The 23,549-nt window shown below is 43.7% G+C and carries 22 protein-coding genes; 21 read left to right on the top strand and 1 reads right to left on the bottom strand.

Annotated elements, in window-relative coordinates; all coding sequences use genetic code 11:
• Window positions 1-37 precede the first annotated feature (37 nt).
• The gene (locus J8M00_RS27020; protein ID WP_211013466.1) at window positions 38-922 is read left to right on the top strand and encodes a ParB/RepB/Spo0J family partition protein; all 885 of its coding nucleotides are present in this window, start codon (window positions 38-40) and stop codon (window positions 920-922) included.
• Window positions 923-969: 47 nt separating this feature from the next.
• Here the strand turns inward: J8M00_RS27020 and J8M00_RS27015 are convergent, their stop codons facing one another.
• The gene (locus J8M00_RS27015) at window positions 970-3,354 is read right to left on the bottom strand and encodes a TraM recognition domain-containing protein (protein WP_211013465.1); all 2,385 of its coding nucleotides are present in this window, start codon (window positions 3,352-3,354) and stop codon (window positions 970-972) included.
• 1,094 nt (window positions 3,355-4,448) lie between these two features.
• Between J8M00_RS27015 and J8M00_RS27010 the strand changes: the two genes are divergently transcribed.
• From J8M00_RS27010 to J8M00_RS26915, 20 genes are all read left to right on the top strand, one after another.
• The gene (locus J8M00_RS27010; protein WP_211013464.1) at window positions 4,449-5,210 is read left to right on the top strand and encodes a hypothetical protein; all 762 of its coding nucleotides are present in this window, start codon (window positions 4,449-4,451) and stop codon (window positions 5,208-5,210) included.
• 69 nt (window positions 5,211-5,279) lie between these two features.
• Window positions 5,280-5,795 (top strand): lytic transglycosylase domain-containing protein, encoded by a 516-nt coding sequence (locus J8M00_RS27005; protein WP_211013463.1) that lies wholly within the window; start codon window positions 5,280-5,282, stop codon window positions 5,793-5,795.
• Complete coding sequence (locus J8M00_RS27000) at window positions 5,752-6,378, top strand: OmpA family protein (protein ID WP_211013462.1); 627 nt, start codon at window positions 5,752-5,754, stop codon at window positions 6,376-6,378. Before J8M00_RS27005 ends, J8M00_RS27000 begins: the two co-directional genes overlap by 44 nt.
• A gap of 84 nt (window positions 6,379-6,462) precedes the next feature.
• Window positions 6,463-6,807 carry a conjugal transfer protein TraB gene (locus tag J8M00_RS26995; protein ID WP_211013461.1) on the top strand — a complete coding sequence of 115 codons (345 nt, stop codon included), beginning with the start codon at window positions 6,463-6,465 and terminating at the stop codon, window positions 6,805-6,807.
• A gap of 140 nt (window positions 6,808-6,947) precedes the next feature.
• Window positions 6,948-7,238 (top strand): type IV conjugative transfer system protein TraL, encoded by a 291-nt coding sequence (gene traL / locus J8M00_RS26990; protein WP_211013460.1) that lies wholly within the window; start codon window positions 6,948-6,950, stop codon window positions 7,236-7,238.
• Window positions 7,231-7,899: a type IV conjugative transfer system protein TraE gene (gene traE / locus J8M00_RS26985; protein ID WP_211013459.1), complete on the top strand. Its 669-nt coding sequence runs from the start codon at window positions 7,231-7,233 to the stop codon at window positions 7,897-7,899. Before traL ends, traE begins: the two co-directional genes overlap by 8 nt.
• 52 nt (window positions 7,900-7,951) lie before the next feature.
• On the top strand, window positions 7,952-8,656 hold the full coding sequence (locus J8M00_RS26980; protein ID WP_211013458.1) for a type-F conjugative transfer system secretin TraK: 705 nt from the start codon (window positions 7,952-7,954) through the stop codon (window positions 8,654-8,656).
• Entirely contained in the window at window positions 8,656-9,918 is a 1,263-nt protein-coding gene (locus J8M00_RS26975; RefSeq protein ID WP_211013457.1) for a TrbI/VirB10 family protein, read from the top strand. The genes J8M00_RS26980 and J8M00_RS26975 overlap by 1 nt, the downstream gene beginning before the upstream one ends.
• On the top strand, window positions 9,915-10,295 hold the full coding sequence (locus J8M00_RS26970; protein WP_211013456.1) for a TraV family lipoprotein: 381 nt from the start codon (window positions 9,915-9,917) through the stop codon (window positions 10,293-10,295). The genes J8M00_RS26975 and J8M00_RS26970 overlap by 4 nt, the downstream gene beginning before the upstream one ends.
• Window positions 10,280-12,886: a type IV secretion system protein TraC gene (gene traC, locus J8M00_RS26965; protein WP_211013455.1), complete on the top strand. Its 2,607-nt coding sequence runs from the start codon at window positions 10,280-10,282 to the stop codon at window positions 12,884-12,886. Before J8M00_RS26970 ends, traC begins: the two co-directional genes overlap by 16 nt.
• A gap of 199 nt (window positions 12,887-13,085) precedes the next feature.
• Complete coding sequence (locus J8M00_RS26960; protein ID WP_211013454.1) at window positions 13,086-13,376, top strand: hypothetical protein; 291 nt, start codon at window positions 13,086-13,088, stop codon at window positions 13,374-13,376.
• Window positions 13,377-13,709 carry a TrbI F-type domain-containing protein gene (locus J8M00_RS26955; RefSeq protein ID WP_211013453.1) on the top strand — a complete coding sequence of 111 codons (333 nt, stop codon included), beginning with the start codon at window positions 13,377-13,379 and terminating at the stop codon, window positions 13,707-13,709. It begins immediately after the preceding gene.
• On the top strand, window positions 13,702-14,214 hold the full coding sequence (locus tag J8M00_RS26950) for a S26 family signal peptidase (RefSeq protein ID WP_211013452.1): 513 nt from the start codon (window positions 13,702-13,704) through the stop codon (window positions 14,212-14,214). The genes J8M00_RS26955 and J8M00_RS26950 overlap by 8 nt, the downstream gene beginning before the upstream one ends.
• The gene (gene traW, locus J8M00_RS26945; protein ID WP_247687596.1) at window positions 14,129-14,782 is read left to right on the top strand and encodes a type-F conjugative transfer system protein TraW; all 654 of its coding nucleotides are present in this window, start codon (window positions 14,129-14,131) and stop codon (window positions 14,780-14,782) included. The genes J8M00_RS26950 and traW overlap by 86 nt, the downstream gene beginning before the upstream one ends.
• Window positions 14,757-15,764, top strand: coding sequence for a conjugal transfer pilus assembly protein TraU (gene traU, locus J8M00_RS26940; protein ID WP_211013451.1), 1,008 nt, complete (start codon window positions 14,757-14,759; stop codon window positions 15,762-15,764). Before traW ends, traU begins: the two co-directional genes overlap by 26 nt.
• The gene (gene trbC / locus J8M00_RS26935; protein ID WP_211013450.1) at window positions 15,749-16,489 is read left to right on the top strand and encodes a type-F conjugative transfer system pilin assembly protein TrbC; all 741 of its coding nucleotides are present in this window, start codon (window positions 15,749-15,751) and stop codon (window positions 16,487-16,489) included. Before traU ends, trbC begins: the two co-directional genes overlap by 16 nt.
• Window position 16,490: 1 nt before the next feature.
• Window positions 16,491-18,455, top strand: coding sequence for a conjugal transfer protein TraN (locus J8M00_RS26930; RefSeq protein WP_211013449.1), 1,965 nt, complete (start codon window positions 16,491-16,493; stop codon window positions 18,453-18,455).
• The gene (locus J8M00_RS26925; RefSeq protein WP_247687595.1) at window positions 18,455-19,303 is read left to right on the top strand and encodes a conjugal transfer protein TraF; all 849 of its coding nucleotides are present in this window, start codon (window positions 18,455-18,457) and stop codon (window positions 19,301-19,303) included. The genes J8M00_RS26930 and J8M00_RS26925 overlap by 1 nt, the downstream gene beginning before the upstream one ends.
• On the top strand, window positions 19,300-20,742 hold the full coding sequence (locus tag J8M00_RS26920; protein ID WP_247687594.1) for a conjugal transfer protein TraH: 1,443 nt from the start codon (window positions 19,300-19,302) through the stop codon (window positions 20,740-20,742). Before J8M00_RS26925 ends, J8M00_RS26920 begins: the two co-directional genes overlap by 4 nt.
• Before the next feature lie 3 nt (window positions 20,743-20,745).
• Window positions 20,746-23,549, top strand: a 2,804-nt coding sequence (locus tag J8M00_RS26915) for a conjugal transfer protein TraG N-terminal domain-containing protein (protein WP_211013448.1), incomplete at its 3' end; no start/stop codon positions are given.

Here is a 23,549-nt window from a genome sequence, read left to right as displayed (position 1 = left end):
TTTCGCTAGCGAAACTGGCAACCATTAGGGAATAAAAATGGAAAAACTTGAAAATATAAAACTTGATGATCTGATTCCAGATCCGAATCAGCCTCGGAAAGATTTTGACGAAGAAAAATTAGAAGAACTCTCAAACAGCATTGCAGCAGTCGGGGTAATTCAGCCAATCAGAGTAAGGCGAAACCCTGAAGCTAGCATAGGTAAACCAGCATTTATGATCATCGCTGGGGAGCGTCGTTGGCAGGCTTCACAGAAAGCCGGTAAAGACACTATTCCGGCTGTAATTATTGAGGATGAGAACGCCCTAACGGATGATGCGATTTACGCTCACCAGTTGACAGAAAACCTTCACCGTCAGGATCTTAATCCAGTTGAAAAGGCTGAGTTCATTAATGGTCGTATCGAATACTTGAAAGAACAGGGGGTAACAAACGCAATCGAGCAAGCCGCTCAGGAGCTTGGTGTTAGCCCGTCCTGGGTAAGTAAAAACACCGCAATTCTGAAGTATGAGCCTGAGATTAGAGCTTTGGCCAGGGATGGAAAATTACGCGACTATTCATTGTTGAAGAAAATTTCCGGTTTGCGGTCTGACAAGAAGCAACAAGCTATTGAATTGATAGAAAGCGGTGAGTTCAATGCTAAAGAGTTCTTCGCTCGTAAGCGCTATGACAAAAAGCCGAGTGCCAAAGAGGAGCAAGGGGAGGGAGGTTCAGTTTCGCTAGCGAAATCCGAAGGCAAAGAGCAGGGCAAACCAGCTCCATTTAAGTTGCAATTTGGCCATGAAGAATTTGTGAAACTTATAGATAAGACAGGTTACTCTTCAATGATGGATCGCCATGACCCGGACTGGCGGAAAGCCAGTCCTGCAATTATGAAAAGTTATGTTGAAAAGTTTAAAGAGTGGGTTGTTGAGACTGATTGATCAATGAGTGGTTGTATGTGTCGATAAAGAGGGGCAAAAGCCCCTTTTTATTTGTCTTCTTCCTCTTCCAGGTCGTTTAGAAGACTCATAGTATTTTCATCTGTTTCAAGACTTAATTCACCGAAATCCATTGCGAAATCATCAGAAATTTCAGCCTTCAAACCTTCCTCTTTATGAGTTTCTTTGTTGTCTTCGTTTGCTGGTTTCGCTAGCGAAACTGGTTTTTTATCATCTTGTGAAGCGTTCTGCTTTTTGGCTTTTTGTTTTGCCTTCCTTGCTTTATTTCTTTGTTTTTTCTTTTCTGCTTCAGGGTCTACTTTATCTTCTGTCTTTTGTTCTGGTTTTTCTTGTTCAGCTGGTTTTTGGTTTGAATCAGCTTGATTAACGTCCTGTTGTACGTCATTGCTTTTGGCCTGCTTTTCTTTTTGTAGGGGCTTAGGTTTTGCTTCGGTTTTTTCTTTTGGCTTCGGTTTGGCTATGTTTTCTTTTTCTTTGAAAAAGTCTTCATCACCTATTTCCTTCGTTTCAGACGGTGTGCATTGATCACTAACAAGGGGAGGTTTTTTATCCTCATTCTTTTTGAAAGGAAGTATTTGAGCCAGTTTACTAGGTTGTTTTTCTTTGGGTGTTGAGTTCTCTTTCGCTAGCGAAATTGGATTTTCATCACCCTCGTTTTTAGGGTTTTCTGTTGTGTTTAGTGGTTTCTCTTGTGGTGTGTATACCTTGTCTTTGTGGTCTAGAAAGTTTGTTAGAACTTCCATGTCTTTTACAGGAACAAATGAAGAAAAGCATACCGATGCCAAATGTCTTGGTTGAACAAATACACACACTCTAGGCGGTAAAGAGAGCACCATGTTTGTGTTTATGTAGTTTTCCTCTTGGGCACCTACGGTGCGTTGATTTTCCCATGTCTCGCCGCCGGTACCGCTAATATCAGTTTTCTCCATTTTTGTAACTTCTTTAACAATAGTACCCGATAAGTTTGCAGCCCATTCAGCAGTCTCAAAATCTGCGCCACCATAAACAGCTTTTATTTGTGAGTTCACATTTATGCTTTGATGAACATATTTTGGATTCACAGTTTTGTCGTCTATGTTCAGGAGGTCGTTCTGGGATTGGTAGGCGAGTACAAAATTAACTCGGAATCCTACTGCGGTAGCCAGAGCCTGGGCTAGTGTTTTCGATGCCAAGAAACTGACCTCATCAATAACAGCGGTTAAATGCGTGTCTCTATCTTTATCTAAACGACGAGCTTCTTGAATTAATTCTGTAATGAATATCTTGGTAGCGGTTTTTACAACTGAATCGTCCAGGCTTCCTTGGACATACACAACAGCGCCTTCTTTCAAAGCCTTTTCTATGCTGAAGCCAGAGCCTTTTTTAGGGCAGAGGCTCTTAACATTTGACCACCTGGCTAATTCAGCATTTATTCGGTTGGCTTCAGTGTCTTCCATGAGGGTTTTTAGGCCGTCAACATTTCTTGTCTTTTGAAAGGCTTTCTCAAGCTCTTTGCGTTCTTGAGACTTGTAATAATCTGTTCCTGGATCTCCTGTAAATTCCAATCCGAATGCAGATTCAAGCCTCGTTAAGGCGTCACGATCTGTGCCGCCAGCAAATGGTGCCCATTTGCCGATTCCATCGTCATGCAATGTCACATAGTAGAATTTACGGCCTGTTGCTAAACAGGCTTGGTACATTACGTGAGGAGCAAACTTATCCTTTTTAGGGTCAATATAGAAAAGGCTGTCACCCCTTCTTATTGCTTGATCCATTAAGCCACCCATAATCACACCTTTACCGTATCGAGTAGGCCCAATTACTTGCATGTTAGTTTCATACCAAGTATCTGAAGGAACATGAATAGGTTTATTATTCTCATCCAAACCGATCAAAATGGAATTCTTTTTATAATGCTTGGAAGGGAGGAAATCTTTAGCAGTAAACCGACTGGATTCTTGTCGTATGTCTGTTGGGCTGTCGTCAGTTTGTTTGTTTCTGAGGCGGCGAAGAACACCAGACCAAGCAGGAAGCGCGTAGCGTTTAAACATAAATCGAAGCATCCACCCAGAGGCGGCGGAGCTAAAGATAATAAACCAATTTTGTTTTGCGAGATTTAAAAACCAACTTAGCCAAGCCTGTTGGCTGTCAGCCAGCTGGTTTTGCATTGTCATATCGTAGAGGTAAAGCATGACAAAAGGTAATGCAATTAAAATAACTCCTAACCACAAAATTACTCGCCGCACCCATACAAAGATAATTTGGTAAAAGGGTTGCTCGTGGTGAGTGCTTAGTGGAGCCATGCTTATAAGGCAGCCAATAAAGATTATTCCAGCCCATACAGGCCACCAAAAGTCATTCGTCCATTCCATTAGCGAGTAATTCACTTGGCCGAACCAGTTGAGCACAGCGTACTCAGTTTGTGATGTTGCCATTGCTTGTCCTCATTTTGTTTTAGCCTAATTTTTTCCGACCGGAAAAAAGACGGCCAAATACACCTTTTTACCATCATTTTCTAGTGCAATCTTATCATCAATCTTTATTGTATGTAAATTTGATGGTAAAATTGTGCATTAGAATGACGATAAATAGAGGACTCAGTAACAATGCAAAACGCTTCCGCGTACAATGCATCGTACTTCGCTGTTGGCACGCCAGGCGGGAGCGCCGCCTTATGTGCTAGGCTACGCCTCTTTCCCTTAAAGCCCCTCTGGACGAGGTTCTTACGGAAAATTCACCATTACACGCAGGGGAGCGCCCTGCTTAGTAATAGGGATAAATCCCTCTTGTCGCACTATGCTCGCTGGACGCGAGCGCCGTTTACAATTCACCCTGCCGCCGTCTTCGTCTCAGTCGTGACCGACCGAGCCTTGACCCCCCGCTTTGCGGGGCTTCGTCAATACGCTTCGCTCCAATCCTCGTCGTTTCATAGCCATTGGGACAAGTCCCGCTGTTGGCTATTCACGATTGGGCTGGACGCCCAACCACCGAAAGCGGGGGGTCAAGGCTCGTTGTCACTCCCCTCGACGGCGGCAGGCCGTACAGAACGTGGATGCCTGGGGGCACCGCTTCGCTTCCACATTCTTCATCCGAGCGTGGGCGCTCGTCTGACGTCCTTCTGGTTGCATCCTTCACTCGCTGGGGCGAGCTTGAATGCAAGTTCCCGTCTAAGGCTGGACGCCTTGCCGAGAACCGCATCGACCAACGCGCCGTGGGCGGCGCTTGTGGTCTGCCTCTCACAGGGTGAGAGGCTGCGCCATATTCCGGTCGCCGGGGCGACCTCCGAGCCAACTGACTTGCTGAACGCAATTGTCAGTTGGTTCGACTATCGCAACCTGAACGGTTGCTGCTGTGTGACGCCTGCGATTTGGAGCAGGCAACACAGCAAGTATCATTTGCTTTCGCAAATGAATTAAGAGCACAAAGCAATAAATTGCTTTAGCTTTTTCGCCTGTTACCAGGCTATCAGAACAACACTGCATGATAGGCTGGCAGGTCTTGAGGCACTAAAATTACAATGGGGTTTTTTATGTTGATAGAGCAACGAGATACAAGCCTTAGATACCCAAGGGCTATTAAGGATGAAAAGACAAGGCTTGTACTCGATTGGCTTCTTGAATTTCGCTTTTCTTCAATCGACTTGCTGTCGAAACGAATTGGCAGTAACTCAGTGAATTCCAATCGCTTTTTTAATTCATTAATAAAAGATGGTGTTATTCAGTCGTTCAAAAATGTGCATACCAAGAATGAGAGGTATGTAATGCTAACAAGGGCGGGACTCTCTTATTTAGAAGTGGCAGGCCGCGATATTGCAAAAGCCACTACTAGGGTGCAGCATCTTGGTAGGTACTCTCATATCATTCACGATATGGCGGTTCAATACGCTGTATTGAACCGCCTTGATCAATTTGAAGAAGTTATCTGGGATAGGCATATTGATCTACCTGATCACCAGGAAAAGCCAGACGCGATTTTAAAATCGCCTCGTGGCTATTGGGTTGCGTTGGAATATGAAAGATGGAGGAAGGACACAAAAAGAATTTATATAAGCTTCATGAACCATGCCAATGCACTCTCTGAAAAGCTTTATGCAGGCGTATTTTACTTGTTCGATCGTGATGCTGATTTCAAGCACTATCAGAAATTGTTTAATGAAGACGAGTGGCCGCGCTATAAGCGCGAAAGGAAGTCTGGACGAATTAAACAATTGGAATCCCCCTATAAGCCAGGTGATGTAAAAAACCTTCGCAAATGCTTCGTTTTTTTACATGAGCCAGTTGAACAGCAATAAACCTTGCGTTATGATGCCTCAAAGTATAGTATTTTGATTGTTCAGAACAGACTATTTTGAGTTGTTTAAATGTTGCACAAATGCAAGGCTTCATGTATATTCGCTCTCTCGCTAACCAGTTCACTGCTGGCTAGCGAGCTGCCGGATGCAGAAAGTACATCAAGCAACTGTTGGGTTGACGCTGGGACGCGCTATCAAGTTGATCCCTGGCTACTCTACTCAATAGCGGAACAAGAAAGCAGTTTGAATCCGCTTGCAGTAAATCAAAATAGCGATAAATCGCGTGATATTGGTCTAATGCAAATCAACTCTTTCTGGTTTCCTGAGCTAGAAAAGTACGGCCTTTCTGAGCAAAACCTATTCGACCCATGTACGAATATTTATGTCGGTGCCTGGATTCTTTCTCAAAGCATTCAAGTCTTTGGGAATAACTGGCGCGCTGTGGGAGCTTACAATGCTGGTACAGGTAAAAATGAAAAGAGAGAAAAGCTACGTCAAAAATATGCTGAGCGCGTTTATAAGCGTTATGTTCGTATTACAAATGGTGGGTTGTACGAGTCTGCCAAACAGACAGATACCAAGTGAGTTGGGTGTTAAGCAGGTACCAGGGAAACTTGATGGTGAACCGGCAGAATATGTTTTTTGTGATATGAATGGAGGCGCATGGGGTTGTGAGTCAGCAACTCCTAAAACGCCGATTCAATATGTCGCCGTTAATCACGGCGATTCCACGCCTATTACTGATGCTGTTAAGGGAGCCATTAAAGGTGTTTCTTCAGCTGAGTCTAATGAAATCATTGCCTCAGAGACTGGTAATGTTGAAGAGAAGGAAGTCCCTGATGTCCCGCCAGTTGCAACCATATATTTCAACTTTGACAGTTCGGCGCTGAACGCAGATTCAAAAATCCTTCTTCTTGATGTTCTTGAAAGGATTAATGGAAGCAATGTAGAGATACACGGTTACACAGATAATGTTGGATCTGAGCAATACAATGATTGGCTTGGTCTTCGTAGAGCTGAAAAAGTGAAAGAATTTTTTAGCACCGCTAAAGCAAACCCTCTAAAAATTGATTCGTTTGGTCATGGGCGTTGTTGCTATGCGGTACCTAACGGTACCGATGAGCAGCGAGCTAAAAATCGTCGAGTTGAGATTTATCTGGTCGAGTAAAAAGAATACTGCCTTTTAGGTTGAGGCGACCTAAGTGGCAGTCTGTTTGTCAGCCTCAAACCCTAAACTTCATGGAGTAAAAAAATGAAAGATGCAATTGCATTGCAAGAAAAAGGACAGAGCCGGGGCTTGCTTGCAGCAACCTTGATGCTCGCGTTCGCACTGATGCCTGAAATCGCCTTAGCAGCCTCTATTGGTGCGGGTGGTGGTACCGGCGGTACCGAATTCCAGGCTTTTTATAACTTTATCTATGCCGCTGCAACAGGTTATCTGGGTCGTTCTATCGCTATTGTAGGCGGTCTGATCGGCTTGGGTATTGGTGCAGGTACGGGTAAGGCTTTGCCTGCTGTAATCGGTGTATTTTTGGCGATTTTCGGGGTTCTTGGCCCAACTATCGTTAATGCGCTGTTTACCAGTGCGACCATTTAAAGGTGGTGTAACGCATAGCCTTTAAAGGGTTAATCATGGGGGACGGCCACGGCCTTTCCCCCATACCCCCGGTACGGGGCGCTGCGCCCCCGAAACCCCCGCAGGTTAATCAGGGGGAGTAATGGTAAAACGAGGTGGATATGGAAGAAGAAGATTACTGGATTCCCCGAAATCTAGATGCACCACCACTGATGTTCATGTGGGAAGCTGACAGCGCCATCTTGGTAATTTTTTGGCTAATTGTTGGCGGTGTGTTGAATATGTTTTTAATGGGGTTGGTGTTAGCGATAGCGTTTGGTCGTGGCTATGCCTACCTCAAGGAGGAAGGCGGTAGAGGATTATTAATGAAGATCCTTTATTGGTATACGCCATCCGAAATTTGGTTATCAAAGCGTATACCATCGCACATTCGGGAGTATATCGGTGGATAAAAAGAAATACACATCAACAGTTATAAATGCCAACTATAAAGCCACTTTATGGATGGGAGTATCAGCAGTGTTATTGGCTTCTAACGTGATGCTCTCAAGCTTTGTTATGACAGCTGATACGTCCGAGAAGACAATTGTGGTTCCCCCTCAAATGGATAAGCCTTTTTCTGTTCAGGGTAATGAAGCAAGCCCTGAATACATTGAGCAAATGGCACGATATTTTTCACAATTGTTGCTGACATATCACAAGAAAAACGCTCAATCACAGTTCGATACGATCCTTCATTACACCGATCCGTCAGTGTACAGCGAAATGAAAACGCGATTTTCATTAGATTATGATCGAATTTCCAGAAACGACATAAGCAGCGTTTTTTATCTTATGGGAATTCACATAAAGAAAAATGTAGCGGTTATTACAGGTGAGCTTAATGGTTTTATTGGTAGCCACTTAGTAAGTAAGAAACAAAAAACTTATGAGCTTCGGTTTAATTACAACGGTAATTTAAGCATTACTGGATTCAACGAGCTTCAGAAAGATTCAGTTGGTAGTTACGAAATAATTAAACCAGATGAAGAGGTAATGATTGAGCAGGGTGAATTGGAAAGTTCAAATATTCCTGGCTCGCTTAATAATGGGGTTGAAAATAATGGTCAATAAAAAGCGTTCAGACAGTTCGACGGGAACTGTTCAACACTGGCTTCTATGGTTCGTGTCACTTCCCTTTGCGATGTTTCTTGTTGCCTCAAATGTAAGTGCTGCCCAAGAATTCAAAGTTAAGGACGGTGACACGATTACGGTCAAAATATCTTCTCGTGAGCTAACGCGAGTGACAGTCGATGGTGAGGGTCGCCTTGATAAAGTGTGGGGATCTGCCGGTATCTTAGAAATACAGCCTGATAAAGACAAAGGTGAAATCTTTGTTCGCCCTTCAAGGTCTGCCCCAGCTGCTTTCTCATTTTTTGTTCGTGATGATATGGGAGCAACTTACACCGTTGTTGCTCAGCAGCATGACATCCCTTCAGAAACTATTGTGCTAAAACCGGCTGCTTCCAGGAAAAGTGTTGGAAGGGGTTCTGAGTATCGTTCAGCGCCGTATGTGGATCGTGTTAAGCGATTGTTTAAGGGTATGGCATTAGGAGAGTCCATTGATGGCTATAGCTACGATGACTCAGAGCAGGAAGTGCCCTTATGGGCTGAAACAAGCATTGTCCTAAGACGTATTTATACCGGACAAGATTTGTTGGGTGAAATTTATACCATCGAAAATATAAGTGAAAAAGAAATGCACTTCCATGAGCGCGAATTTATGGATTTTGGAACTCGCGTTCAAGCTGTAGCGCTTGAACGCTTATCATTGGGTAAGGGTGAATCTACTTTTCTCTATGTTGTTCGCAAGCCGGTAGGAGGTGAGTAATGGAAGCCCCATCAAAAACAAAGCGTAAGCAACTTATTATTGCCATCGGTGGTTTTTCAGCCTTTATTATTTTGATGATGGTAGGAATGTGGTTGAGTGATCCAAACCGTGGAAAACCAACACCAATGGAAATCCAGGCTGAAAAAGCCAAAGAAGTAATGAAAGATTTCACTGCCAAAAGCAGTAGTGCTGTCAGCGCTGAAGAAACGTGGATTGCGTTATCTGAAAAACGATTAAAAGAGTTACAAAGTGAAAATAAAGCGTTACGTGATCGCTTGGATGAAGTCGCTCAATCGGTCGAAGCCAATAGGTCTAATGGTATTCAGGGTACCCCTGTTACATCGTCTGGATTGCCAGCAACATCATTACCACCGGCCCCTGAACCCGTTCAGCAGCCGGTAGCACCTCAAGAACCAGCGCCAGGGCAACTAACACAGCAGTTTGTTAATAAGTCGTTGCCGCCGCCGCCTTCTCAAACGCCTTCGGCTAATTACAACTCGAATGGCCAAGCGGTAAACCAAAATGGTCAGCCAGTTAGCACAATTCAAGTGGTTAGCCTTTCTGATGAGCCATTAAATGGCGAGGGCGGTGAAAGTAAGACGAAAAACATTTCGCATTACTTGCCAACCGGATCATTTGCTACAGCTGTTCTTTTATCAGGTATGGATGCTCCAACAGGTGGTCAGGCCAAGTCACAACCTGTTCCTGTTTTGTTAAGAGTCATGGATGCTGGCCAATTACCTAATTATTGGAATAGCGATGTAGATAACTGCCATGTTACTGGTGCAGCTCATGGCGATATATCTAGCGAACGTGCACACATACGCCTAGAAACACTTACCTGTGTACTTGTTAATGGTGATGTTATTGAAGAGGGCGTAAAGGGTTATGTGGCTGGCGAAGACGGTAAGGCGGGTTTACGTGGCCGCTTGGTTAGCAAACAAGGATCATTAATAGCTAAATCGTTGTTAGCCGGTGTTGCTTCAGGCATGGGTAATTCAATTTCGCAACAGTATCAGCAGGTTTCTACCAGTGCATTGGGTAATGTTACAACCATTGATCCAAATAAAACTGTAGAGGCAGGTTTAGCTACAGGTACCGCCAATGCGCTTGAAAAAATTGCTGATTTTTACATAGCTAGAGCAAATGAAACTTATCCAATTATCGAAGTTGATGCGAATAGAATTGGTGAAGTTATTTTATTGGGCGGCACTGATTTTGGTAAAAATTTGATTGGCAATACACGGGATCATAAGCAATGAAAAAATTACTATTTTTAGCTTTTACTTTTTCACTCATGAGTGGATGTGCAACAAATTATTCCTGTGGCCAATTCCCTGAGTCTGGGTGTCAGCCAGTTAGTACGGTCTATGACCGTACTAACGATGGGTATCATGATTACCGCCGTACTCTTTATGATGAAGAGAAAAGTGAAGGCTCTCGTGGTGAAAGTGATGCTCATGTCCATGTTGGTCAGGCGCATCGTACTTTGAACTACAACACGCCAGGTGATCCAATTTTAACAAAGCCTGTTGTGTTAAGAATTTTATTTAATTCTTGGGAAGACAAAGAAAAAGATTTAAATGCAGGTGGTTTTGTTTATGTTCGTCTGAGGGATTCTGAATGGGTAATCAACTAACACTAGCTGATCGTTTTCACGCAACAAAGCGTAAGTTTACCGATAAAATAAAGTCAGCTTTGGTTAATGATGTTCCCCCTGGGGTGGAATACAAGAAGGGCGGTGAAGTGCCTAGCATTGCTGTTATGAAGCAATTTGCTGAGCGTTTTTCTCTTTCGTCCATTCTTCCATACGAAGCTTATGATAAAGAGACGGGAATTTATTATAACCGTGACACGGTTGGTTTTTTGCTCTACGCCAGTCCAGGGACTGGCGTATCGCCTACCGAATTAAAAACGCTGAATGGCTTTTTTAATCAGAATCACAAAGCTGATACCACAATTCAGATTTCTGTCATTGCTGACCCTAATGTAGAGCCTGTTTTAAATCGTTGGGCTGCTACCAAAGGGAATGCAACAGACAAATCTTTGTCTGCAATATTTGAAACATTGGCTAATAATCGTGTTGATTACATGAGCCAAGGGAAGTGGAGTTCATTATTCACCGATCAAGCTTTTTTACTTCGTAATTTTCATCTTGTTATCTCATACACAATGCCGATCCCTAAAGGTCTTTCGGCAACGGATGTTTCTGATGATGATATTGAGCGGTTAGTACGGACGAGAGAATCAACAATAGGCACTCTAAGGTCTGCAAAAATCTACGGTCAGAATATGCCGCCGGAATTGTTTATAAACGTCATGAATGGGGTTTTAAATCCCTCTGATGAGCCACAGCCGGTGCTTGACTATGATGATAATAATTTGATCTCAAGTCAGATTATTGATGACGACACTATGGCTTTGTTTGATTCAGGTGCGTCTAGTCTTATTCATAAAGATAAAGCTTATTCAATATTGCCTTATCATGTCCGGCAGTTTCCGCAAATGTGGCCAGGTTACAAAAATGGTAATTTAATCGGCAGCTTTACAAATAATATTCTTCGTATCCCATGCCCGTTTATTGCAACCTTGACGGTAAATGCACCAGATCAGGTTTCCGCTAAAGGTAAAGTTCAACGTAAATCGGTTCGCGCTACACAAATGGCTGATTCACCGATGGCTAAATATGTTCCTCAGTGGAAAGACAGAAAAGTTGATTGGGACTACACGGCTAAGAAGGTGGACAACGGCAATAAGCTAATGGACGCTTTCTATCAGATTGTTTTGCTTACGCCCCAGGGGCGTGAACAGGAGTGTGAACAAGCATTAAAGTCTGTATATGAGTCTATGGGGTGGGTTTTATCAAAAAGCCGGTATACGCCTATTCACTCCTTTCTCGGTGCGTTGCCTATGGGTCTTTGCCAGGAATCAAAGCGCGCATTACAGGTCTTTGGACACTTCAGCACACGCTTATCCTGGACGTGCACAAATATTGCGCCCTGGTTAGGCGAATGGAAGGGGACTCAGACGCCGATGATGCTGTTTAATGGTCGTCGTGGTCAGATTACCTATTTTGACCCTTTCGATAACGATAAGGGCAACTACAACATGAGTTGTAGTGCAACCTCGGGTTCAGGTAAATCGTTCTTTACGCAGGAATGGGTTTTTAGTTGTCTTGGTTATGGTGGGCGAGCATTCATTATTGATGCCGGTCATTCATATAAAAACCTCTGCAAATTGTTGAAGGGGACTTATCTTGAGTTCGGTAATGATGAACTCAATATTTGCCTAAATCCATTCAGCTCAATCAATGACGAAGATCCTAAGTATTTCAAAGAGCAACTGCCTCTTTTGAAAATGCTTATTGCACAGATGGCATCACCAGAACGCCCATTATCTGCAAAACAAAGAGCTGTTTTGGAGAAGTCTATTATGCGTACCTGGGAAAAGTATGGAAACAAGTCAACCATTAGCACAGTGGTAGAAGTTCTACTTTCTGACAATACGGATGATGGCCCAATGCACGCAACAGGTAAGGATCTTGCCGTAATGCTGCATTCATACACAAAAGACGGCATGTATGCTGATTATTTTGAGGGTGAATCGAACGTAAATTTGGATAGCCCTTTCGTTGTGTTGGAACTCGATGCGCTTAATCAGATGCCTGATTTGCAGTCAGTTGTTCTTCTTATTTTGATGATGAGAATTACACAGGTGATGTATTTAAGTGGAAATAAGAAACAACGAAAACTGTGCATCATTGATGAAGCCTGGCGTCTTTTGGGTAGCGGTAATGCAGGTAAGTTCATTGAGGAAGGTTATCGTGTAGCGCGTAAGCATGGCGGGAGTTTCATGACAATCACTCAGAAGATCAGTGATTATTATGCCTCTGAAACTGCAAAAGCAGCTTATGCAAACTCAGACTTCAAAGTCTATCTTCGCCAAGATCCTGGTGAGCTTGCGGAAGCGGAAGCGAATGGCCATGTGAGTAACAGTAGTGGGAAGGTGGACGTAATTAAGTCTCTTGAGACGATCCAGGGTAAATATTCGGAACTTGCAATCGATTCACCAAATGGATTGGCCGCACTCCGTTTTACTGTGGATCAGGTGACGGAAAAACTGTATTCGACCAAAGCTGAAGAGGTTGATTATATCCGAGAGGCCGAGGCTAAGGGGATTCATATCTTTGATGCTGTCCAGGATCTGATTAAGCAAAGCGCCCGCAGGTAGAATTTTTGTTTTGGATAGTACGATCCATTTAAAGGTAAGGGCCGCTCTTTGCCGCGCCCTTAAACCCAGGCAGACCACGATTCTGAAAGCTATGCGTAGCATAACTTCCAGAAGTCGAGGTTACGCTAAAAAAACACTTCAAATTATGTTATTTTGATGTATCATAGTGGTGTGCTTTGATAACGCCAAGGGTTATTCCATGATGGATACAATTGAGGTGAAATTTCTCATTAACCGAATGGGAAATTCAGGACGCGCCCCCTTCTGTGGGGTTTTTTCGGTTAACGTCCAGCAGCCGATTAGCTTCAGCGCGGTTGATCAAGAGACGAAAAAGGGAGTGGCTGAAAAATACGCATCGTTTGGTGTTGATGCCAAAGACGTTGTTGTCGTTCAAATCACTAACCGATCATTGATGGGTGACTACATACAGAAATCAAAGCAGGTCTTTTTGCCGGGTAGTCACTTTTTGGAAGGAATGGAGTTTAGCTAAATGAAGAATGTTGTTGTTTCACTAATTTGTGGGCTGCTTGGAGCTATGGTTTTTACCCTGGCAAATAACCATTTGTATTCCCGTACTGTTGCTGTTGTGAAGCTTGATGAAATCATTGCAGGGCACCTGACAGAGTTTGGAGAAAAAGAGCTTTCCGATGATGAGCGGAAGGAAATTAGCGAAGCTTTTGCCAAGTCATTAGATCAAGTGATTAAGCGAATTGGAGAGGAAGAAAAGGTCACTCTATTAGTAGCCCCGGCTGTTGTTTCTGATGTTCCTGATTACACGGCTTATGTTCAAGCAGAGGTAAAGCGGATGGTGGGTAATGAATAATGATGAAAAATTAGAGAGTGAGGTGCGGCTGTCACGATTCAGAAGGAACTTGTTTCGTTGGTTGTGTGGAATAGGTTTCATTGTGCTGATCGGCTGGGGAGCTTCGCCTTTCGTAAAGCTTGGGTTTAACGCAACAAACAGCGTAGATGGGTATGTCTTTCTAATAGTGAAAGGTGTGATTCCACAAAAAGGGGAGTTGGTAGCCTTTTGGCCACCAGAAAATGACTTCTATGAGAATGTTTGGTTCGTGAAGTATTTGAAGGGGGTTCCTGGTGATTCAGTAGTTCGACAGGGACAGTTGTTTTATATCGACGGGGAATATTTAGGAGCTGCCAAGACACAATCAAAAGGTGGTATTCCGTTAGAGCCAAGCAAGGCTGGTGTTATTCCCGATAACTCATATTTTGTTTGGACACCACATGCAGATAGTTTTGATAGCAGGTATGAACAGATTGGATTGGTTTCAGAAGATCGTTTTATCGGTCGCGCTTATCGCATCTTTTGAGGTCTTTGCTAAGGATCTGGGGAGTATCGGAACTACTTATCCAATTATTGAACGTGATTTAGTTGAAGTGATTCACGAACGAATCAAGGAAAAAACTGAATCGGGCGAGCTTGACCGGTTGCACGAAGGAATGAGGGATCGTTCTAAAAATTATGCAAAGCGACCGCCTGGTTCATCGTTGCCACGCGCTCTCGAATACCGAGCGGTAGAGATTAATCCTGTTTACACCCTTGAGAAAGATTTAACGGATGCAGATGGGAAGGTTCTTTTTAAAGCAGGAACAAAGGTAAATCCTTTGGAAGTAAAGCCACTTTCTAAAATGCTTTGCTTTATAGATGGGGATGATCCTGATCAAGTCGTTTGGTTGAAAACATATTGCGCCCAGGATATTCGCAACAAAATGATTTTAGTTGGCGGTGATTACTTGGCGGTTTCTGAGCAAATGGGTATGAGGCTCTATTTTGACCAAAGAGGGTATTTAGTAGAGCGTTTCGGAATTCAGGCGGTACCGGCTGTGATAAGACAAAGTGGAAAGGTGTTATATGTTGAAGAATTTCCAATTAAGTAGCCTTGTATGCCTATTGGTTATTGCACTGGGCTTTTCAGGTAAAGCCGCTGCGGTCGCTTGCGGTGGACGGTTCCCCAACCCGGTAACAGATATTTGCTGGCTTTGTATGTTTCCAATCAATATTGGTGGGGTGCCTATCACTGCGCCTGGTCAAATTGACAATCACGATGTGCCGCCGCCATTAATTTGTACTTGTCCGGCCCCGCCGCCAATTTTCATTAGGGTAGGTGTTGGTGTGAGCTATTGGGAGCCAGCAAGGGTTGCAGAGGTTGTTCGTACACCTATGTGTTCTCCGACTCTGGGTGGTGCAGTGCTTGGAACCTTGCCGGTTCCAGCGGGTAATAATCATGAAGGTGATGGGGATCAGGGGAATGCTTTTTACCATGTGCATTGGTTCCAATATCCGGTTTTATCCTGGTTAGGTATGGCTATTACTCAGGGTGCTTGCATGGTGAACGAGACATTCGATATGTCATACCTCTCAGAATTAGATCCTTTGTGGGATGATGATGAATTGTCGTTTGTCCTGAATCCTGAAGCTATTTTATTTGCCAACCCAATAGCTCAAGCCGCTTGTGTCGCGGATACCGTAGCAGCATCTACAACGATGTTTGGTTTAGATACTTTGTTTTGGTGTTCTGGATCGCAGGGGTCTGTTTATCCGTTAGATGGGAGTCATGCAAGTCATGTGGGTGGTGTAGATAGTTCGTTGGCCATAGTCCATAAGCATATTTTCAAAATGCACAGACAGTTTTTAGCTCAAGACACTTCGACAATCGCGGCAATGTGCGGAACCATTCCACAACCAATTTTGCGAAAAAACCAATATAAACAGCAGATGATGTACCCCATACCTCAAAATGTTCTGGGGCTTGGATTGGGCGTTCCATCAACTATATGGGGAGTCGGTAAGGAGTTTCCTTATCAAGGTGAAGATTTCAGTTATTTGATATGGAGAAAACGTACATGCTGCGCCTTCTAATGATGTTAATGGTGTGTTTTCCCGCTATTTGTTTTTCTGATACACCAAAGTACAAGGAGCCTGATCGTAATGCCATCCAGGAGCAACAGACGGCAATTGATCAAGCGTTAAAGCAAGCCGAAACAATTCAGCAGGACGGTACCTTAGATAAGCTGTTAATCCAGGAGCAGGGTAAGTTAAAAGCGCTTCCCTCAAATATGCCGGGTCTAAATATTAAAATGCCTGAGTACCTGGAAAAAGAGCGTGATGACAGGTATTTGGCGAAAGCATTAGCAGCGGGAAAATCAATAAATAGTCAGACTGAAGGTGCGGAATCTGCAAAGTACCCAATTGCTCTTATTAGCCTCTCTATGCCAGAGAGCCAAATCAAGTCTCTTATTGCAGAGGCATATCAAATAGGAGCTGCGATAGTTGTTCGCGGGCTAATTGACGATGATTTTCAGAAGACATTGATAAAGCTGAAGCAACTGGCTGGTGAAATGGACGGTGGTGTGCTGATTGATCCAACTCTGTTTCAAAGGTTTTCGGTAGACGTAGCACCAACGTTCGTACTGCCATTGGAGCCACTTGAATTATGTACAGATGCAGGTTGCCCGACTCCGAAACACGTTAAGGCATCTGGTTCTGCAACCTTTCAGTATTTTTTAGATTTAGTAGAGCGTAGCGGCTCAGATAAAGAAAAGGCCGAAGCTCGCCAATGGTTGGCAAAGTATGGAGACAAATAGAATGAAAAAAGGAGGCTTATTAATAGCATTGACCATTGCCTTCAGTATCTGTTCTGGATCTGTTTTAGCAGGCAATACCAGTCAGGCGAATACCGCAGGGAAAGACTTTGCTAACAGTATGAATAATGCCAAGGTCAAAGATGCTGGAAAAAATATAGATCCTTCTACGGTACCTAATTATCAGGGATCTAATGTGCCTGAAGCGAGTTACTACAACTCGGGGTTGAACATTGAGAATCAGGCGCAGTCCGAGGCTTCTACAAATCCAACAGCGCAATTCATAAACGATGCAAGAACGAATAGACCACAAATATCAATTAACCGTGATACTGATCCTCTGTTTATGAGGCATGAAGAAATTAAGAATAAATCACACGGTCTTTCGGAAACATATTCTGGGTGTGTAGACCTTCCTGTCGGCACAAAGGACGTTACACAATTTGAGGACAAAACCTGCAATGTAACGGGGCACCAGGACACCGTTAATTTTACGTGTAAGCGTACACTGAGTGTCACCTGTTCAAACCCGGAGGCAGGACAACCAGACCCTTTTGAAGACAGTGATTTTACTCGTTCTGGTGATGCTGGCATGGGCTGGGGGTCAAGTGGCCACACATTCTGGTATGGCAATACAGGGAATAACCGTCACGGTGATTGTAAGTGGTTCGAGAATACGATCCGTTTCTATATCACAGACTTAAACACCATCCCTGAGTTCGTTTTGGAGCAAGTAAAGTATGATGACTGGATGTTTGTCTGGGTTAACGGACACGTTGGCTTTCAAGGGATTGGTGGTTCGACGTATTCCGGGTTCGATTTAGGTTGGAAATTTCCTGGCAATTACAAGTGCGAAAAGAAGGGCGTTCGTACTTTCAATATTAATGTTGATGCTCGCCCAAAGCTAAGAGTGGGCTGGAATACTATTTTTATCCGTCATTTAGTCGGTGGTGGTGGTAATGCTTATTTGAAATTTAGAGCTAGACGCCTTCATGGGTGTACGCAAAGCTCATCGTATACTTATACCTGTCCAGCGGGTGAATCACACACCAAAGGGACACTGAAGAGCAGTATTTGCACGAGTGGAAGTGCAACTCGCTATGTAAAAGGTTTTCCGGTGTACCGAAGTTGTTGGGAATGGGATAGAAATTATTCACGATTAACAGACCCATATTATGTAAAAGATCCAATGTGCGGCCAGTTGGAATCAGAAGGTTGTGGTCAAAAAAGTGCTGTATGTACAAATCACAATGGGACTTACTGTGAGAACCAGGTCATAACTTACAGCTGCCCTTATCAAACGTCAGCTCGACATGTATCCATGTGCGGAAGCCAACTTGTCTGTCCTGATGGTGATTGCACTTCCGATTACGGTCAGACGTATGAACCTGCAACAGATGACTTCCAGCGGGCCGCAACAGGAATGGCCGTCGCAAGTGAAATTGCAAAAGATTTAGATCAAGACAACCTTACTGTGTTTACAGGCGAAGACCAGGCGTGTGCAAAGAAAAAGTGGGGGTTTGCCAATTGTTGTAAAGACTCAGGATGGGGGACGGATATTGGCCTCGCTAATTGTAGTAATGAAGAGAAAGAGTTGGGCCTAATGAAGGAAGCCAAACGAACTCATTACATTGGAAATTACTGCAATGATAGAGACGATATTTTAGGTTGTCTGAGCCGGAAGTATGTCTATTGCTCATATCCTTCAAAGCTTGCTCGAATTGTCATCGAGCAGGGCAAGGCTCAGCTTGGTCAGAATTTCGGTTCTGCTAAGAATCCAAATTGCAGCGGCTTTACAGTAGAGCAATTAGAGACATTAAATTTTGATGCTATGGATTTATCAGAGTTTTATTCGGATGTTATGAATAATGCAGCCAATGGAAGTACGCCGAATTCAAACGGTGTTGCTCAGGATATTCAGGATAAGCTCAAATCTCGTTATCCAGAATTAAATGATGGAGGTAACTGATGCGGTTGTTAATGCTATGCCTAATCATGGTCGTTTCAGCTTTAAGCCAGTCTGTAATGGCTGAAGCAGGTGCTCAAGTTGATCAAAGACAATCAAAGCCAAAGACGTATTTCAATGATCGTGAGCGTGGCTGGTTCTGGTATGAAGATCCAGTTGAAGAGGTTGAAGAAAAGCAGAAGAGGCCAGAGCCTATGGCCGGATCGGGTGCACCTTCAACGCCTGTTTTGACTCCCAGGGAAATACTGAAGAAGCAAGGAGAGGCATGGGAAGATTCCCTAGCTGAAGCAATTCTTAACCCAACAAAAGAAAACTATCAGCGATATTTGGCTATGACTAATCAGATCCAGCAGCAATCCCAGGACTTTGCTACTGGTTTTAAACAGGCAATATGGGTGACACCAGAGTACGATTATACGTTACAAAAACCTCGTACAACTCAAGCGATTGTTGCCCAGAACCAAGAGCAGCTGAGATTAAAAGAAGATGAGTTGTATCGACTTTCACAAGAGAATGGATTGATCTTCTTTTTTAGAAGTGACTGTCCTTATTGCCATCGCTTTGCGCCGGTTCTGAAGAAATTTTCCGAGCAATATGGGTTCACTGTAATTCCTGTCTCATTAGATGGTCAGGGTTTGCCTGAATACCCTTATCCGAAGCCTAATTATGATATTGGCAGAAAATTGAATGTGAGTGTGGTACCGGCAGTGTTCATGGTAAACCCGGATAGTAATTCAGTGTCAGCGGTTGGTTATGGTTATGCCGACTGGACAAAATTAACGACGAAAGTTCTTTTTGCAGCTCAGCAGCTGGAAGGCACAGCAACATTGAAAGTAGGGGATGTTCGATGAATAAAGCATTTAAAATCACAGCGTTTGTTATGGCTATAGCAATGCCTATTGCTACTGTTGCTGATACTGCTACTAAGGTTAATAGTTGGTTCAGTAATATGAACTACGCAACGGTAACGAACCCAGGTGTTTATGAAGGACAGTCTGCCCGATACGCCACTCTTGGTGGTATATCGACCCGCGCACCAATTACGCAGCCGTTTAATTTTGTAAATGTCCAAACACCAAAATTCAGTGCTGGTTGTGGTGGTATTGATTTTTATGCCGGTGGTTTCTCTGCCATTGATGCTGATCAATTTATTGAAAATTTGAGGGCAATTGGACAGAACGCTCAGTCGCTTGCTTTTATGCTTGCTATTCAGATTGTATCGCCTCAGCTCTCTGGTGTAATGGAAGATATTCAGACGTTTGCTAACAAATACCTGAATATGAATATGGATTCCTGTGAGGCTGCAACCGCTTTGGTTGGCGGCACTATGGACTATTTCGGAGCTAAAGAGGGTAACTGTACTGTCAAGCGTATGCAGGACTTTGGTGAAGATTACAATACCGCCAATTACGCTTGTACGACAGGTGGCAGCATTAAATCAACTGAAGCAGCTGGCGGTGACGCGAATAAAATTGACTTCATTAAAGGTAATCTTGCTTGGTACGTTCTTATGCAAGATCCATTTTTTCAATCTGATACTGAATTTGCCGAAGTAATTTTGAATCTAACAGGTACGGTAATCATTGCTGATGCTGGTAGTGCAGATGATGCCCCAAGCGATGTTCGTATAATTGAACCGGCCATTGTCGGTGATGTTAAGAAAGAGCGATTCAGAAATATCTATACCGCTCTTTTAATGGGTAATAACGCAACCAACAACCTTCAGCTATACCGTTGCACAGGTGGCGCAACGTCCAACCCGAATGGCTGTACCACAATGTCAGGTTCACTTCAGACCATTACACCCAGCTGGACAGGTTTATACACTCGCATCGAGAACCTAGTAGCGAGCATCGTCAATAAGATTTATACCGATACGGCACTAACTAATGAGGAACGAGGATTGATCGCATCAACTTCGATCCCTTTATATCGGTACCTTGCTGCAACGGCGGCATATTTTCCTCGTGGGTCGGATGTTTCAAGATTAACTGGTGACTACACCAAGTTAATTGCTGAAGATATTCTGCTTCGCTCGCTTAATGCGGTTATTGAGAAAGTAGAACAACGTAGCTCTATTTTGAAGGATGGCATGGCTGAAGCAGATCGAATAAAAGATTTTCGTGAAGACTTGGATGGTGTTTTACGAGGTCTTAGTGAGTTAAGAAAAGAAAATGACTTCAATGTAGAACAATATTTTGTTATGCAGCAACGCATCCAGCTATACGAAAAAGCTTTAATGAGTCGCTTGGGTAGTGGAATGATCACAAGTGCCATGTGGGGGAAATAATCAATGTGGGAAATATTTACCTATGGTGGTGGTGATTTCTTACGGATGATATTTACCGGCATCGCCCAGATTTTCGGAAATAATGATTATACAGCAGCCTTACAGAGTGCCGCTTTAATTGGCTTCATTGGGGTTCTAATTTATGCCGCCTTTCAGAAGGGGCAATTGGACGTTAAGTGGGTTTTAGGAATCATAATGACGGTTATGATTCTTATTGTTCCAAAGGTAAATGTGATCATTACAGATAGAGTGGTACCGGCGAACTCAGCGGTAGTTGGTAATGTTCCCCTTGGTTTAGGACTTACTGCAACTGCTTTCAGCAAGGTTGGCGACTGGATGACAAGATCCTTTGAGACTGTGTTCGCGTTACCGAATCAGGTTCAATATTCCGGTAATGGATTGCTATTCGCTAGTCATTTGGTTGAAGAATCAACCAGGTTTGAGATTACGACACCGCGAGTATCATCGAATTTTGCGGAATTCTGGAAAAGTTGTGTCTATTACGATTTGTTGTTGGACTTGTATTCATGGGATCAGTTGGTTTCATCAGCAAATTTGATGGGTTTTTTAGGAAGCAATACCTCGCAAACACGATCTTTTACTTACCAGGATGGATCAGGCAATAAGAGCATTGTTACCTGTCGTACAGGTTTGAATAACCAGTTGACCAATGACCTGAATGCAGAGATTACCAACTCAACAAATATTCAGGGGGTTCGTTTGGTGCCAAACGAAGCAACGCAAACAGCGGCAGTGTCACGCTTTGCTGCATCTATGCCGGTTGCCTATCAATACCTAACAGGGATGTCCATGAACAACGCCCGGATCATTGGCCAAAACGTATTGGCCAACAGCCTGAAAAGGGGATTAACGAATTTTGCAAATGAAGCTGATGCGGCGGCAGCAGCGCAGGATTTCGCAATGGCGAGAGCAGAGCAGGAGCGAAGAACAACCTTCACGGTTATGGGTAAATTAGCTAAACGAATGCTTCCTATTATGAGAAATATTTTTGAGGCATTTATCTACGCAATCTTCCCAATCGTTATGCTTCTGGCCATGTTGCCAGTGGCAGGTAAAGTTTTATTGGGATATGCGAAAGCATTGTTTTGGATAAATATGTGGGCACCACTTTATGCGGTGCTTCACTTTGCTATGAGCTACTACGGACAAGATGCAGCCTCAGCCGCCGTAGTCCAAGCAGGCGCTGGTTTTCCAACTGGATTAAGCGTTATGACTAATACAGGACTTGGACAGGTTCTGGATGACTATGCGGCTATTGCCGGTTATCTCAGTTTGAGTATCCCTATGATCGCCTGGATGATGGTTTCACAGTCTGGTGCAATGATGGCTGGTTTAGCAGGTCGAATGATGCAAAGTTATGATAACCCAGTTTCTAAAGCGTCTGATGAGGCTACAACCGGCAACCAGCAACTAGGTAACGTCAAATACGAAACAGAAAGTGCTTTCCAGGCTAATGCAGCGCCTAGTGATACCAGGGGAGGTATCACAACAGGGGATGGCGTGGGCAATGGTCAGCGCACTGCGCCCGATGGAGGCGTTTACAGTGATGTAACCACTTCCAACACTCCAATGGGAATCAATTATGGATCAGTAGCAACATCAAGTGCTAGACAATCACTCTCAGAAGCTACGGCAAGAGAGGAGTCAACGGCATTGAGAACCATTGAATCCAATGCCGCACTTAGATCTGAAATTGATTCGGTTGTTGATCGTGTAACCAAGTCGGAGACAGGTTCACAAAGTTGGGGTAGTTCTGAAAGACAGTCATTTGCACAGGCCCAAGAAAACACCAATAGGGTTATGGAGCAATTTGCTGAACGCAACGGAATGAGCTTGCAAACAGCCCAGGCCATTTCAGCAGAAGTTTATGCGAAAACTGAAGCCGGTGGAGATATTGGTTTTGCCTCGGTGAAAGCAGGTGCAGCTGCCAGAGCTGGGGTGGAAGAGCGACAAATCACACAAGATGATTACACCAAGGTAATGGAAATGATGTCGAGCCAGCAGTATAGCGAAGCACTGAGGGCTGAAGGAGCGGCTGTACGTGACTCTACTGCGACGTTCCAGATTGGTACACAGGACGGATCAGAACACGGTATCAGTGCTGCTTTAAGTCACCAATTGCAATCGTCTAAAGATCATGCTGAAGCTGTTAAAGAGGTGGATCAAGCATCTAAGCAACTGGATTATGCCCAAGAAGTATCATCACAAATTCAGTCTAAGGGTGATGACGCATTCTTTAACTGGATGTCGTCTGAAAAAGGTATGTCAGATGCAGAGATTAGACAGCTAATAACTGATGCCAATCATGGTGATTTGGATGCGATTAAACACAGAGATTCTTACGCGCAAGAATATGTGAATAATGAGTTGTCGAATTATTCTCAAAATCAGGTATCGCAAACGAACCTTGATTCAGGAACCTTTAATGGCAATTCGAATGTTTTTGAGCCTGTAGATACTGCCGCTGCCAATATCGAAGCGACCACAGAGAAGGATATAAATGGTGGTTTCAGACAAGGGCGCAATGATGTTTATAGTCAAGATACTGAGCACTACAACACCGTCCAGAAGTTGAATGATATACCCAATAAGACAAATGCTGAATCAGGTGTTGACGCTATACAAGCCTCATCAATCAATAATATGGGTTCCCCCGGCAGTGCTATCATGACACCGATAGATAACGCCGTGGATAATGTAGTCCCGATAAAGACCAGGCAAGAAGAAATTCGTCAGGAGGTGGAAACCCAGCAAGAGAAAGGAGTGTTTGACAGGGCTGTTGATGG

Origin of the sequence: Pseudoalteromonas luteoviolacea, assembly GCF_018100925.1 — a bacterium.
Classification (GTDB): domain Bacteria; phylum Pseudomonadota; class Gammaproteobacteria; order Enterobacterales; family Alteromonadaceae; genus Pseudoalteromonas; species Pseudoalteromonas obscura.
Note: the sequence above shows the minus strand (reverse complement) of the source record. Positions and strands in the feature narration are given on the sequence as shown.

What these genes read in the sequence shown, in the direction of transcription:
- trbC (WP_211013450.1), top strand. Translation starts at nt 15,749, where the DNA reads ATGCTGCGCCTTCTAATGATGTTAATGGTGTGTTTTCCCGCTATTTGT.
- traU (WP_211013451.1), top strand. Translation starts at nt 14,757, where the DNA reads ATGTTGAAGAATTTCCAATTAAGTAGCCTTGTATGCCTATTGGTTATT.
- J8M00_RS26950 (WP_211013452.1), top strand. Translation starts at nt 13,702, where the DNA reads ATGAATAATGATGAAAAATTAGAGAGTGAGGTGCGGCTGTCACGATTC.
- J8M00_RS26975 (WP_211013457.1), top strand. Translation starts at nt 8,656, where the DNA reads ATGGAAGCCCCATCAAAAACAAAGCGTAAGCAACTTATTATTGCCATC.
- J8M00_RS27010 (WP_211013464.1), top strand. Translation starts at nt 4,449, where the DNA reads ATGTTGATAGAGCAACGAGATACAAGCCTTAGATACCCAAGGGCTATT.
- J8M00_RS26930 (WP_211013449.1), top strand. Translation starts at nt 16,491, where the DNA reads ATGAAAAAAGGAGGCTTATTAATAGCATTGACCATTGCCTTCAGTATC.
- J8M00_RS26970 (WP_211013456.1), top strand. Translation starts at nt 9,915, where the DNA reads ATGAAAAAATTACTATTTTTAGCTTTTACTTTTTCACTCATGAGTGGA.
- J8M00_RS27005 (WP_211013463.1), top strand. Translation starts at nt 5,280, where the DNA reads ATGTTGCACAAATGCAAGGCTTCATGTATATTCGCTCTCTCGCTAACC.
- J8M00_RS26925 (WP_247687595.1), top strand. Translation starts at nt 18,455, where the DNA reads ATGCGGTTGTTAATGCTATGCCTAATCATGGTCGTTTCAGCTTTAAGC.
- J8M00_RS27015 (WP_211013465.1), bottom strand. Translation starts at nt 3,354, where the DNA reads ATGGCAACATCACAAACTGAGTACGCTGTGCTCAACTGGTTCGGCCAA.
- J8M00_RS26920 (WP_247687594.1), top strand. Translation starts at nt 19,300, where the DNA reads ATGAATAAAGCATTTAAAATCACAGCGTTTGTTATGGCTATAGCAATG.
- J8M00_RS26955 (WP_211013453.1), top strand. Translation starts at nt 13,377, where the DNA reads ATGAAGAATGTTGTTGTTTCACTAATTTGTGGGCTGCTTGGAGCTATG.
- J8M00_RS26960 (WP_211013454.1), top strand. Translation starts at nt 13,086, where the DNA reads ATGATGGATACAATTGAGGTGAAATTTCTCATTAACCGAATGGGAAAT.
- traW (WP_247687596.1), top strand. Translation starts at nt 14,129, where the DNA reads ATGCAGATAGTTTTGATAGCAGGTATGAACAGATTGGATTGGTTTCAG.
- J8M00_RS27020 (WP_211013466.1), top strand. Translation starts at nt 38, where the DNA reads ATGGAAAAACTTGAAAATATAAAACTTGATGATCTGATTCCAGATCCG.
- J8M00_RS26995 (WP_211013461.1), top strand. Translation starts at nt 6,463, where the DNA reads ATGAAAGATGCAATTGCATTGCAAGAAAAAGGACAGAGCCGGGGCTTG.
- J8M00_RS27000 (WP_211013462.1), top strand. Translation starts at nt 5,752, where the DNA reads ATGGTGGGTTGTACGAGTCTGCCAAACAGACAGATACCAAGTGAGTTG.
- traC (WP_211013455.1), top strand. Translation starts at nt 10,280, where the DNA reads ATGGGTAATCAACTAACACTAGCTGATCGTTTTCACGCAACAAAGCGT.
- traL (WP_211013460.1), top strand. Translation starts at nt 6,948, where the DNA reads ATGGAAGAAGAAGATTACTGGATTCCCCGAAATCTAGATGCACCACCA.